The sequence below is a fragment of the Streptomyces viridosporus genome (genome assembly GCF_002078235.1).
Taxonomy (GTDB): Bacteria; Actinomycetota; Actinomycetes; order Streptomycetales; family Streptomycetaceae; genus Streptomyces; species Streptomyces viridosporus.
Window position 1 is genome coordinate 1 of record NZ_MSGP01000260.1, and the last position, 10,863, is coordinate 10,863.

The 10,863-nt window shown below is 68.3% G+C and carries 13 protein-coding genes, 1 tRNA gene and 2 pseudogenes; 6 read left to right on the top strand and 10 right to left on the bottom strand.

Going from position 1 to position 10,863, the window contains the following annotated elements; translation table 11 throughout:
* Positions 1 to 1,142 (bottom strand): dynamin family protein (locus B7L92_RS19130; protein ID WP_081238749.1); only part of this gene is annotated, 1,142 nt, incomplete at its 3' end.
* Positions 1,143 to 1,464: 322 nt separating this feature from the next.
* Here B7L92_RS19130 and B7L92_RS19135 point away from each other — a divergent pair.
* The 3 genes from B7L92_RS19135 (at position 1,465) to B7L92_RS19160 (ending at position 3,866) form a co-directional block, all read left to right on the top strand.
* Positions 1,465 to 1,537, top strand: a tRNA-Arg gene (locus B7L92_RS19135).
* A 530-nt stretch (positions 1,538 to 2,067) separates the two neighbouring features.
* Positions 2,068 to 2,289 carry a hypothetical protein gene (locus B7L92_RS19145; RefSeq protein ID WP_081238750.1) on the top strand — a complete coding sequence of 74 codons (222 nt, stop codon included), beginning with the start codon at positions 2,068 to 2,070 and terminating at the stop codon, positions 2,287 to 2,289.
* A 1,277-nt stretch (positions 2,290 to 3,566) separates the two neighbouring features.
* Positions 3,567 to 3,866, top strand: a complete 300-nt coding sequence (locus B7L92_RS19160) for a hypothetical protein (protein WP_255311034.1) — start codon at positions 3,567 to 3,569, stop codon at positions 3,864 to 3,866.
* A 21-nt stretch (positions 3,867 to 3,887) separates the two neighbouring features.
* On the opposite strand, the pseudogene B7L92_RS39565 reads toward B7L92_RS19160, so the two are convergent.
* Positions 3,888 to 4,082 (bottom strand): annotated as a pseudogene (locus B7L92_RS39565) (IS5/IS1182 family transposase); the annotation flags it as partial.
* A gap of 182 nt (positions 4,083 to 4,264) precedes the next feature.
* Here B7L92_RS39565 and B7L92_RS19165 point away from each other — a divergent pair.
* Positions 4,265 to 4,597 (top strand): glyoxalase superfamily protein, encoded by a 333-nt coding sequence (locus tag B7L92_RS19165; RefSeq protein WP_081238753.1) that lies wholly within the window; start codon positions 4,265 to 4,267, stop codon positions 4,595 to 4,597.
* Positions 4,598 to 4,662: 65 nt separating this feature from the next.
* Positions 4,663 to 5,342 (top strand): annotated as a pseudogene (locus B7L92_RS43695) (COG3415 family protein); the annotation flags it as partial.
* 193 nt (positions 5,343 to 5,535) lie between these two features.
* On the opposite strand, the gene B7L92_RS19180 reads toward B7L92_RS43695, so the two are convergent.
* Entirely contained in the window at positions 5,536 to 5,844 is a 309-nt protein-coding gene (locus B7L92_RS19180; protein WP_081238754.1) for a zinc ribbon domain-containing protein, read from the bottom strand.
* Between the two features lie 326 nt (positions 5,845 to 6,170).
* Positions 6,171 to 6,284 (bottom strand): LPXTG cell wall anchor domain-containing protein, encoded by a 114-nt coding sequence (locus B7L92_RS39570; RefSeq protein ID WP_107501535.1) that lies wholly within the window; start codon positions 6,282 to 6,284, stop codon positions 6,171 to 6,173.
* 372 nt (positions 6,285 to 6,656) lie between these two features.
* On the opposite strand from B7L92_RS39570, the gene B7L92_RS19185 reads away from it, so the two are divergent.
* A complete protein-coding gene (locus tag B7L92_RS19185; protein ID WP_081238760.1) occupies positions 6,657 to 7,628 on the top strand; it encodes an alpha/beta fold hydrolase in 972 nt (323 codons plus the stop codon).
* 111 nt (positions 7,629 to 7,739) lie between these two features.
* On the opposite strand, the gene B7L92_RS19190 is transcribed toward B7L92_RS19185, so the two are convergent.
* From B7L92_RS19190 to B7L92_RS19215, 6 genes are all read right to left on the bottom strand, one after another.
* Complete coding sequence (locus B7L92_RS19190) at positions 7,740 to 8,018, bottom strand: hypothetical protein (protein ID WP_081238755.1); 279 nt, start codon at positions 8,016 to 8,018, stop codon at positions 7,740 to 7,742.
* Between the two features lie 105 nt (positions 8,019 to 8,123).
* Positions 8,124 to 8,393 carry a hypothetical protein gene (locus tag B7L92_RS19195; RefSeq protein WP_043494947.1) on the bottom strand — a complete coding sequence of 90 codons (270 nt, stop codon included), beginning with the start codon at positions 8,391 to 8,393 and terminating at the stop codon, positions 8,124 to 8,126.
* Positions 8,394 to 8,619: 226 nt separating this feature from the next.
* Positions 8,620 to 8,901, bottom strand: coding sequence for a hypothetical protein (locus tag B7L92_RS19200; protein WP_081238756.1), 282 nt, complete (start codon positions 8,899 to 8,901; stop codon positions 8,620 to 8,622).
* 108 nt (positions 8,902 to 9,009) lie between these two features.
* The gene (locus B7L92_RS19205; protein ID WP_004987896.1) at positions 9,010 to 9,276 is read right to left on the bottom strand and encodes a hypothetical protein; all 267 of its coding nucleotides are present in this window, start codon (positions 9,274 to 9,276) and stop codon (positions 9,010 to 9,012) included.
* 320 nt (positions 9,277 to 9,596) lie between these two features.
* Positions 9,597 to 10,463 (bottom strand): tyrosinase family protein, encoded by an 867-nt coding sequence (locus B7L92_RS19210; protein WP_081238757.1) that lies wholly within the window; start codon positions 10,461 to 10,463, stop codon positions 9,597 to 9,599.
* A partial coding sequence (locus B7L92_RS19215; protein ID WP_107501536.1) for a tyrosinase family oxidase copper chaperone occupies positions 10,447 to 10,863 on the bottom strand: 417 nt, incomplete at its 5' end. The genes B7L92_RS19210 and B7L92_RS19215, both read right to left, overlap by 17 nt.

Below are 10,863 nucleotides of genomic sequence, written 5' to 3' on the forward strand. Positions count from 1 at the left end.
CACAGCAGCAGCGCGCTCAGGCTCTCCACCAGGGCGTCGAGGAGCTCCCCCGGGGTGCAGTCGAGCGGGAAGGCGCGCCACCGCTTGAGCGCGTCCCCGGAGAGCACGGCTCCGGCCTGCAGCCGGCCCCGTACGCGCGCGTGCTCGCTGTCGTACGCCCCCTCGACGGCCGAGGTGAGCCGCAGCGCGGCCGCGTACTGCGCGGCGGCGGCCCCGGCCAGTTCGGGCATGCGGGCGTTGAGGGAGTCGAGGACGCCGTACGCGGTGCGGGCCAGGACCTGCTGCCGGGCGGCGGCATCGTGCGTCTGGTGCACGAGCCAGGTCCGCAGCGACGCCACGGCGGTGGCGGGCAGCAGCCCGCCGCCCCAGGCCGACTCGGGCAGCTCGGGCACGGTGAAGCGCGGTACGTGGCCGAGGCCGGCCTTGGTGAGCAGGGCACCGTACTGCCGTGACACCTCGGCCACCACCTGGTGGGGCACCCGGTCCAGGACGGTCACCAGGGTGACGTCGTACTCCTTGGCGGTGCGCAGCATGTACCAGGGCACGGCGTCCGCGTAGCGGGCGGCGGTGGTGACCATGATCCAGATGTCCGCGGCGCAGATGAGCTCGGCGGCGAGGACCCGGTTGTCGGACACCAGGGAGTCGATGTCGGGCGCGTCCAGGAGGGCCAGGCCGGGGGGCAGGGTCTCGGCGGTCTCGACGCGCAGCACGCGCGCGGGGTCCTCGCCGGGGAGCAGCAGGTCCTCCGACGGTTCCTGGTGGCGGGGCACCCACACCCGCGTGAGGTCGGGCAGCACCCTCATCCCGCTGAACCAGTGGTGGTCCTCCGGATGGCAGACGAGCACCGGCGTCCGTGTCGTCGGCCGCAGCACGCCCGCCTCGCTGACCCGCCGCCCCACCAGGGAGTTCACCAGGGTGGACTTCCCGGCCCCGGTGGATCCTCCGACGACGGCCAGCAAGGGCGCTTCGGGATCTCTCAGCCGGGGCACCAGATAGTCGTCGAGCTGCGCGAGCAGCTCGTCGCGGTTGGCACGCGCGCGTGGGGCCCCCGCCAGGGGCAGCGGGAAGCGTGCGGCGGCGACACGGTCGCGCAGGGCGGAGAGAGCGTCGAGCAGCTGAGGCCGTACGTCCAAGGTCACCACATGCGAAGAATGCCCAATTTCAGGGGAATTCTGAAACATATGAGCATGTCTGCGTGCCGATAGGACACAAGGGGCGGAGGGGACGTCTGAGGCACAGGCGCAGTCCAGGCATAACGAGTGCACAACACCCGGTGCGCGAGACGCCAAAAGCGGTGCACGATTCGTACCTGCCTGCGATTATCAGGACCGCTTCACCGAACCTCCACACCGAGCCACGGAGGCGAGGCGACAGGGACAAGGATGCGGGAGCCCTATCCTTGTCCCCGGCGATGTCGGGGAACGGCCCGGGTCCGGGCACCACGACGACAGGCCGCCACACCCGGCCCCCGTAGCTCAGTGGATAGAGCAGGCGCCTTCTAAGCGCTTGGCCGCAGGTTCGAGTCCTGCCGGGGGCGCACGTCTCCGCCCTCCCCTCGGGGAGGGCTTTTCGCCGGTCGGAACCAGTGCCGTTCGTCACGCCGAAGCCCCGGACACCCTCTTGACGATCAAGGGCGGACTCCAGGACTGTCCGGCCGTCACCGGGTTTTCGCGGGTGGCCGTGCCGACGGGTGGCCGTGTCGCATACGTGTCGACGTTCTCGGCCGGAGCGGGGCCAAGTCGGCGCCCGGCGCCTCCGGCAGCCCACCCGCGGCTTCGAGCCACTGCTTCGGAGCCGGCAGCCGCCCGTCGACGCACCGGGCGCACGCGGCGAGGAACACGGCCGCGCCGCTCCCGGCCCACTGCGCCACCCGGGCGGACGGTACGCCGTCGTTGAGCCACTTGGTCGGGCGCGTGTGCCGGTTGTCGTACACGCAAGGAGACCTGCGGTCGAGTTTCGCCTCATCCGGCTTCAAAACACCAGGTCAGCGACGTGACCTGGTTGCTCCCGCCCGGCTCTGTGCCGACGGCCACAGCGAACGGGACGCGCATGGGCTCATACTGAGCCATGACAAAGCCTGCGGCACCGAAGCGTCACCTGCCCACCAGCCCCTTCAAGGCCCCGGTCGCACCGGCTCCCAAGCACTTCGCCGTGGGTGACCAGGTCACCCACGACATGTACGGTCTCGGCCGGGTGATCGGCATCGAAGACGGAGTCGCGGCGCTCGTGGATTTCGGCTCGGCACAGATGCGGATCTTGAGCCCGTACGCCAAGATGACCAAGCTGTAGGACCGCTGTGCCCGGTCACGGCACACCAGGCCCCGACAGGGGCCTGTGACGAAAGGCAGACCCCTCATCGACTCGACGTCGCTGTTCTCCGCCCCGGAAGGGCAATCCCGCCGTTCCGCTGCAGTGTCACCGCCTCCGACGACACAACCCTTCCAGCCCCCGGACTTCGGAGAAGGCGAGATCTCCTGGTTCGAGGACGAGCAGATGCCCGCCCCGGACGCGCGTGCGACGCGGCCCGAGACCGCCTAGCGGTGGTTCCGACAGCTACTCGCGAGCTGTCTCCGGTGCCGCGGTGAGGGGGCGGCCGTCTCGGCTTCCGTCTCGTCCAGCCCCGTTCACGGTCGCTCGGGCGAGCCCCGGAGCCGTCCCGACACCGGCGGCGGCCGGCAAGCGGTCGTCGTCACGATGGCTGGCAGCACGAACACACGGCAGACGAAGGGCCCTGCAGCCGTCCTCGACGCCGTGTGCCGGGAGAGGTGGGAACCGGTGGACGGCTCCTCTGTCTTCGCAGAGCAAGGACAGCGGAGCCGCGACAAGTTCATGTCGTCCGGCCGGACCGCATCAACCGACGTTCACCCGGTCAACCACCTGATGCGATGTCAACTGTCGGCTGCGTGAGCCCTGTACTGCCGGATCATCGCCAACTCCGCCTCGAATTTCGGGTCGTACGTCCGGGCGGTGAGAGTCCCCGGGACCGTGAGTGCCCTTCCGCGAACTCGGACGACACGCACCTCCGACCACGTACCACTCCGCGTTGGAAGACAACGCTCCTCGATCCCCGCAACCTCGCCCCAGGGCACCGATCTGCAACGGAAAAGGGTGTGCAACTCCATGCCCTCGGTCGTGAGGAGCGTCGCACCGTTCACTTGGTGAACCATGGAGAGGAGTGTGAGCGAGCAGAGGACGGCGACGCCGCCGACCCACCACCCTCGCTCAGCAGCCGATGCAGAGAGCCCGACCGCCCACCCCGTGCCGAAGAAGGCCGACGTCGTGAGTCCGGCCCGCCACCAGCACCTCCTCTGTTCAGCGGCATCGAAACGGATCCATGTCCGAGGCGGCACGACCCGGATGCCACCGGTGCCCCATGCGCCCGCCACTGCCCCAGCGAGTTCGAGTGGTGGTGACCTTGAACGACCCCCGCTAGGCTCCTCCCTGTTCCACCGAGAGCTGCAGAGCACTGGCGACGTGTCCGATGGGGGACAGTGCTCCGGGCTCAACTGGAAATGAGCAAGACGAGTCTCCAATCGTCGCGGAGCCTCAGCAGGCCATCGCAAGCGGTGGTCGAGCTGAGGCTGCCCGCCGACTGGTCGACCACCCTGGTGGAAGGGGATCGACTGGTGAGGCCGACATTTCCTGTTCAGGTGCTTCTTGTGACCTTGTCTTTCGTGTCGTCGCTGCTGGCCGCGGTGGTGGCGGGCGTGCTTTCGCACGAGACAGGGGCCCAGGTAGCCGGTGCGGTGCTGTACGGCGGCGGCGCCTTCATCGGCTGGATGACGTTGTGCGTCACCGTACTGACCGCGCTCGGTTTGCTCGGGGTCCCCAGGGAGGGCAGGCATCCGAACGATCCCGGCGAGTGAGAGCTACCCGGTGTTCAGGAACGTAGCCCCGGCCTGATCGCGGCAAGAGTGACGGGTGCTGCCGAAGCCGGCGGGCCGGCCACCCGCGCCACCTCGGCGCCTGCGGTTGGCCTGTTGGTTGGTCGGCTCCGGAATGGTGTGTTTGATCTGCCGACGCCGCAGGTAGCCGCGGCTGCGGCGTGAGGAGTACACCCTGTCGCCGCTCAGACGGTCCGGAACAGGATCCCATTGATCACCTGACGGTGATTCTTCCATCCCGTTCGCAGCCTCCAAGCTCACCAACGGACTTGGAAAGCGTGTTGGTTTTCGACTGTCGTTGGGGCAGAGACGTCGTCTCCCAAGGGAGCTAGTGCCGCATCAGGCAATGTTCGCCCCGGGCGGTCTGCGACGATGGCTCCATGGAGGAGGAAGTCATCCCCATTCTTCGCGTCGAGGACGCTGCGGCGGCGGTCGCGTGGTACGAGCGGCTGGGCTTCGCCAAGCAGTGGGAGCACCGCTTCGAACCGGAGCTTCCCGCGTTCGTCGAGGTCGCCCGGGGCGGGGTGCGGTTGTTCTTGTCGGAGCACAAGGAAGACGCCCGTCCCGACACGTTGGTCTACCTCCGCATGCGTGATGTCGAGGCCATCGCCTCGGAGTTCGGTGTGCAGGTGAAGGACGCTCCGTGGGCGCGCGAGATTGAGCTGCGCGACCCTGACGGCAACCGGCTTCGGATCGGCACGCCGACGGAATGACACTCGTCGGCAGCGCGCGGCAGGGAAGCCGTGCCGGTGGCTGAGCGAGTACGCGTTCGCGAGATCGATCCAGGACACTCACCCCGCCCGAGCGGCGCGAGACCAAGAAGATCGCCAAGTCCAGGTCGGCCGAGCACGGTCTGCCGTTCTCGACCTGGAGCCTGGCCAAGCCGGCCGACTTCCTGGTTGCCGAGGGGCGGTCGACGACATCAGCCACGAGGGCCTTCGGGTCCTGCTCCGCGAGGAGGGCGTGTCGTTTCAACGCATGAAGACCTGGAAGACCTCCCGCGATCCCGACTACGCCGCCGGGAAAGTACGCGTCGAGCACCTCTACTCGATCGCCGACGGCGAAGTCATACCCGACCACAGTGAACCCGAAATCGTCTTATAACTGGATGAGTTCGGCCTACTCAACCTCCAGCCCCACCCCGGTCGACAGTGGGCCGAGCGCGGAGGACGGCACAAGGGCCCCGACCGGGAGCCGAGGCCCCGCAGGCGGGCGACCCACACCCGTCCGCACGGGGTCAGGCACCTGCTCGCCGCCTACGACCTCGGCAAGGACAAGCTCTACGGCCACATCGAACCGAAGAAGAACCGGACGAGGTTCCTGGAGTTCTGCCGCTGCCTGCGCACCCTCTACCCGCCGGACATCCGCATCGCGATCCTGCTCGACGACTTCTCCCCGCATCTGACCACGAAGAAGGACAGCCGGGTCGGAGACTGGGCCGCGGCCAACAACAGCGAATGATCGCAGCTTTCCAAGCTGAGGGCTCTCGCGTTCTTGCCGCGGGCCTGGCGGTCGCGGGCTTGCTCTGGGCGACGGCACGGCAGCGTGGCTGGGACCGGACGGGGCGCAGCAAGGCACACACGCACCTGGTCGGACGGCTTGCCCACCCTCCGGGTCGACTGTCGTCGGTTGAGGCGGAAGCAGGAGAAGGTCAGTAAGGGATGACTCTCCAGCGTTCGACCCACCGATGCCCGTCGCCGCCCGCTCCCCGGATCAGGACGCGGTCGTCCTCCAGTTGCCAGACGTTGCCGTACAGCGTCGCTTGGGGGAGGTCCGCCCGTACGGTGTCGTGGATCTCCAGGTCGGCTTCCACCTGCCGGGACCAGGCGTGTCCACAGCGGTCGCAGGTGTAGCCGACGGCGTCGGGCTCGGCGGCGGAGGGCGGTGTGCCCAGGCGGACCGCTTCGTCGGAACAGCGGGGGCATGGGTCGGCAGTATGCGGGCCTATCAGACGGGACACCGGGCGATCTTCCGGTACGGCAGCGAAGTGCCGCAACCTCCACAATTCTCAGCGCCCAGCCCCGCCCGGCACAGACCACCCCGCAGCTTCCTTGCCGCCCGATGACCGATCTTCACAAAGCTACAGACCAGAAGGCAGCTGACATCCACAGCTGCACCGCCTCGATGTTGTCCGCCGGGCGGGACATGCGGCCGCCCCTGTCGTCGGTGTTCAGGTAGCAGGGCTTGTCCTTCGGCCCCGTCCACGGGAGGAGCCGCAGTTCGTTCCTCGCCAACCGTCCACAGCGGCAGGTCAGTTCCTGAGAAGCAGGTCTGCGGGTGGCGCGCCTACCTCCGGCGCCGGAGGTACCAACCCGCCACCAGCACGATGAGAAGGGCGACCACGAACGCCCACACGGTCGTCGCGCCGTGGTACGAGCGGTAGGCCACTGGAGCGAGCATGCTCGGACGGGTACCCGGTGCGGGTGGCTTCAGCCGGCATACGACACCTGCCCGTCCGTCGAACGCGTGTCGAAGTCACCGCGCATCCGCAGCCGTTGGCCGGAGAACCCGAGGTCAGAGGGCGTGAGCCGATGTTTCCACCCAGCGCCTCCCGAGCACTTGTCCGCAGGTTCGAGTCCTGTCGGGGGCACAACACCAGTGACCGGCAGAAACGTTGGTCCTTTTCCGCTCCGGGGGAAGGCTCCGCCGCCGGGTTCAGGCCGGTGGCGGATCCGACGGGATCGCCCACAAATGAGTGGTTCCACCCCAAAAACGGTGTTGTCGGCAATCATGAACGGGTTCCTCGTCGTTCTCCCTGCCCCGGAGTCGTTCATGCGCACTACCGCCACCATCCCCCAGGACGCACCGGACGCATACCGCCATGCCTCCGCCCCACCTGCGCCCGAGCAGGTCGAGGAGCGGAGCCTCACCTTCGAAGGCTTCACGTACACGTGCCGCATCGTCCACCAGAGCGCTCCGCAGACCGTCCCGCTGGTACTGCTCGGAGGCTCGTCCCAGAACAGGTTCTCCTGGCAGGGCCACGAGAAATGGCTGTCACCGCTGTGCACGCTGGTCACCGTGGATCTCCCCGGTTACGGCAGCTCGGACTTCCTGCCCGCCCGGTACGGCATGGACTTCCTCGCCGCCGCGGTCAGGCACATGCTGGTGAGCATCGGCATGCCGCAGGTGAACCTGTTCGGGGGCTGCTTCGGTGAAGTCGTCGGTCTCCGCTTCGCACAGCTCCACCCCGAATTCGTCCGGCGCATCATCTTCTGTGGCGCGGCGAAGCGTCTTCCCGAGATCTACACCGACGCCGTGCCCCGTCTGTCCCGGGCACTCGAGCGCGGTGAGATCGGCGAGGCCGCCGTCGGACTGGTGCGGCTGTTCATGTGCAACCCGGAGGCCGGACAGGTCCGCAAGCACGCGGCCGTGGCACGCCTCCTCCAGCAGCAGTTCCTGAACCAGACGCCGGACGAGATCAGGAAGGCGGTCGAGCACAACACGCGGCTGCTGACGCACGGCTGTTACCGGCCCCTGCCGATCCCCGACGTGCCGTCCCTGGTGTTCACGGGGGAGTACGACACCCTCTGCACCCCGCAGATGGGCCGTGAACTCGCCACGGCGATGCCCGCGGCGCGGTTCACCACCGTCAAGGAGGCGGACCACCTGGTCACCGTCGAACGCAGGCTGGAGTCCTCGGACCTGATCGGCCGCTTCTGCACCGACCGCCCCATCGACGACCTGCCGTACTGCAACGCCGTCGAGTCACTGTGTGCCGGGCCCGTCCCGGCCGTATGCCGATGACAACCAGAAATGGCCGGGGCCCGATACCGGGTCCCGGCCATACCTGTGTGTACGGACGGTGCGGCGCGAGAGGTACCGCCGTGAACAACGGCGCCTCGGCCGACGGAGACGTCAGGACTTCTTATCACCGACGACGACGCTGTTCGCGCAGGAAACCTCCACGCCCGATCCGGAACAGGTCTGCGACATGTTGTTGGCGACGCGGACCTTGCCGTACTTGTCGGACGTGAACTCATGCTCGTTCACGTCCACGCAGCGAACGTTGCCCTTGCTGTCCTCGGCGCATTCGCCGGAACCCTCGGCACCGACGGCCTGGACGGCGCCGGCACCGATCAGGGCGAAGCTCCCCAGAACTCCCGCCACCACTGCGATCTTCTTCGACTTGAACATCTACCTTTTCCTCAACAATCCCGAACCGACCGACGAGCCGACAGGTCCCGGGGTGCGAACACGTGGGTTCGCGCCCCGGGACCTGTCCAGATCACCTGACGGTGGTCATCGGCCGCCGACGCCGAGGGCGTTGCCGCAGGCCACCACGTTGGTCTCGGTGTTCTCCGCGTTGGCGAGACCCAGGATGGCGAGCGCCAGGTTGACGTCGTCGACGGCAACGAGCGACTGGACCGAGTTGTCCTGGACGCAGGTCGCGGTCTGCTCGTTGTCGAGCTTCGCCGACGGCTTGTCACCGGCGTGGCTGACACCGGCACCGAGGAAGCCGACGCTGCCGAGCATGGCCATCACGACGGCGGCCTTCTGGTACTTGCGCATTACCTCTCCATTCTCGTGTAGACACAATCCGTTGCGGATTGGTCGCTGACAGCCACCGAATTTAGGTGGCCTTTGCGTCAATTGATAGGTGAAACGCTGAATCGCGTTTACATGGAGAAAAAGACACTTTGCAGTGCTGTCGCACATTCATAAAATCGGCCCGGTAATCCGGCAATCCGGCAGTTCGGTGATCAGGCGACAGCGCCACCACGCCCCTCCCGTACTGTCAGGACTCCCTGTCGCCGAGCACGACGCTGCTCACGCAGGAGAGTTCGCCGCCCGAGCCGGAGCAGTCCTGCGACGTCGTCTGGTCGAGGTGGACCTTTCCGTCCTCGCCGCGCGTGATCCGCTGCTCGTTCACCTGCACGCAGCGGACATTGCCCCTGACGTCCTCGGTGCACTCGCCGGAACCCTCGGCACCGACGGCCTGGAGGGCGCCGGCGCCGATCAGGGCGAAGCCACCCAGGACCCCCGCCACCGCCGCCGCGATCTTCTTCGACTTGAACATCTACCTTTTCCTCAACAATCCCGAACCGACCGACGAGCCGGGCAGGCCCGGAGCGCGGACACGTGGATCCGCGCCCCGGGACCTGCCCAGACCACTTGGCAGTGGTCGTCAGCCGATGCCGAGAGCGTTGGTGCAAGCCACGGCGTTGGTCTCGGTGTTCTCCGCGTTGCCGAGGCCGAGCAGGGCGCCGACGCCCGCGTTGACGTCGTCGATGGAGATGAGCGACTGGACCGAGTTGTCCTGCACACAGGTCACGGTCTGCTCGTTGTTCAGCTCGAACGACGGCTTGTCACCGGCGTGGCTGACGCCCGCACCGAGGAAGCCGACACTGCCGAGCATGGCAACGACAACAGCAGCCTTCTGGAACTTGCGCATTACCTCTCCGTTCTCGAGTGGACACAGCCCGTTATGGGCCGGTCACTGACAGTAGGTAACTTAAGCGATGCGTGCGGCTTATGACAGCCAAAACGCCCTGATGCGTAGATCTTTCGTGAAGATGCAGGTCACGGTGTCTTTGGGTATGTGCCGAATGGCTGAACACGAGGGCGCGGTGCGGCAGGTCCCCGGGCGGCGGCGCCCGCGTGAACGGCAGCCGCCGGGGGCGCCACGAGGGCCACGGCCGCCGACGTCCGCCGCATCGGGGCGAGAGCCCCGGCGCGCGGGGCGCCGGGGCTCTTCCTGTGTGCCCGTGTCACCTACCCGTAGCGGTAGATCTGGCCCACGTCCTCCAGCTCGTTCGGCGTCACGTCCCACGGCGGCAGCTTCTCGTGGCGTGCCACGACACGGCCGTGCTGCGCGTTGCCGGAGCCCGGCGGTGCCGCGGGGAGGTAGCGGGCCCCGCCGTGCCGACGCTGCCAGCGGTACCACTGCAGGTCGACGAAGGCGTGGTGCAGCCAGAAGACGGGGTCGTTGACCGAGGCGGCGCCGAGCATGACTCCGCCGATCCAGCGGTGAACGCGGTTGTGGTTGCGCCACGAGGCGCTGCCCTGGCCGGTGCCCCAGCCCTCCAGCTTGTTGCGGAAGCCCTCCGTGACCGTCGAGTCCCAGGGCGCCACGTCGTAGACGGGGTCCCTCAGCGCCCATTCCAGATCACGCTCGGTGGGCAGGTCGAACGGGGCGCTCCGGCGGCCGAGGTCCCGGGTGAGGAACTCCTCGTCGGTCACGCCCACCCTGATGGCCCAGTTGCCCTGCCGGTGGGCGAACGGGCCGGTCATCACCCGGTTGTCGGAGCTGCGCCCGTTGCCCCCGAGGAGGTCCTCCGTCCAGGGGACGGAGGTGGTCGTGCGGTCGCGGGTCCAGTCCCAGTACGGAAGGGTCACCGAGTCGTCCACCCGGCGCAGGGCACTCTCCAGATCGAGCAGGAGCCGGCGGTGCCAGGGCAGGAAGGAGGGCGCCATGTGCGCGGTGCGTAGTCCGCGCTCGCCGTCGGGGGCGTAGTACGCGAGGTGCATCCGCACGAACTCGTCGTACTCACCCCGCCGTTTGACCTCCAGCAGCGCGTTGACGAACCGGCGCTTCTCGCCGCTCGTGAGCGTGGCGGCGTCCTTACGCACGTACGCCATGCGGACCTCCCTGGTGATCGCGCAGCCGCTGGCCGGGGGCGAGGGCGTCGACGGCGGCGCGGGTGGCCTCGAGCGGTGTCCGGTGCGAGCTGTAGTGGTCGACCGTGCTCAGCCAGGTGCCGTCGGCACGGCGCATCAGGTGCAGGGGGCGGCCGTCGACGGTGACGTGCCACCGCTCGCCCTCGAACGCGTTCCGGGCGGGCATCCGGACGCCCCGGATGCAGCGGCCGCGATAGGTCGTGTCGAAGCCGGTGTCGCGCGGGGCGCCCCCGGCCGGGAAGCGGAAGGCGGTGAGCACCGGAGTCAGGGCGGCGGCGAGCACACCGGCGCGCAGACCGCGCGCCACCTCCCGCCGTGTTCTGCCCTCCGGTCCGGGCAGTGCCCGGACCGGAGGGCAGAA

Coding starts and splice junctions, on each gene's coding strand:
- B7L92_RS19145 (WP_081238750.1), top strand. CDS start 2,068: ATGACAAAGCCTGCGGCACCGAAGCGTCACCTGCCCACCAGCCCCTTC.
- B7L92_RS19165 (WP_081238753.1), top strand. CDS start 4,265: ATGGAGGAGGAAGTCATCCCCATTCTTCGCGTCGAGGACGCTGCGGCG.
- B7L92_RS39570 (WP_107501535.1), bottom strand. CDS start 6,284: ATGCTCGCTCCAGTGGCCTACCGCTCGTACCACGGCGCGACGACCGTG.
- B7L92_RS19185 (WP_081238760.1), top strand. CDS start 6,657: ATGCGCACTACCGCCACCATCCCCCAGGACGCACCGGACGCATACCGC.
- B7L92_RS19190 (WP_081238755.1), bottom strand. CDS start 8,018: ATGTTCAAGTCGAAGAAGATCGCAGTGGTGGCGGGAGTTCTGGGGAGC.
- B7L92_RS19195 (WP_043494947.1), bottom strand. CDS start 8,393: ATGCGCAAGTACCAGAAGGCCGCCGTCGTGATGGCCATGCTCGGCAGC.
- B7L92_RS19200 (WP_081238756.1), bottom strand. CDS start 8,901: ATGTTCAAGTCGAAGAAGATCGCGGCGGCGGTGGCGGGGGTCCTGGGT.
- B7L92_RS19205 (WP_004987896.1), bottom strand. CDS start 9,276: ATGCGCAAGTTCCAGAAGGCTGCTGTTGTCGTTGCCATGCTCGGCAGT.
- B7L92_RS19210 (WP_081238757.1), bottom strand. CDS start 10,463: ATGGCGTACGTGCGTAAGGACGCCGCCACGCTCACGAGCGGCGAGAAG.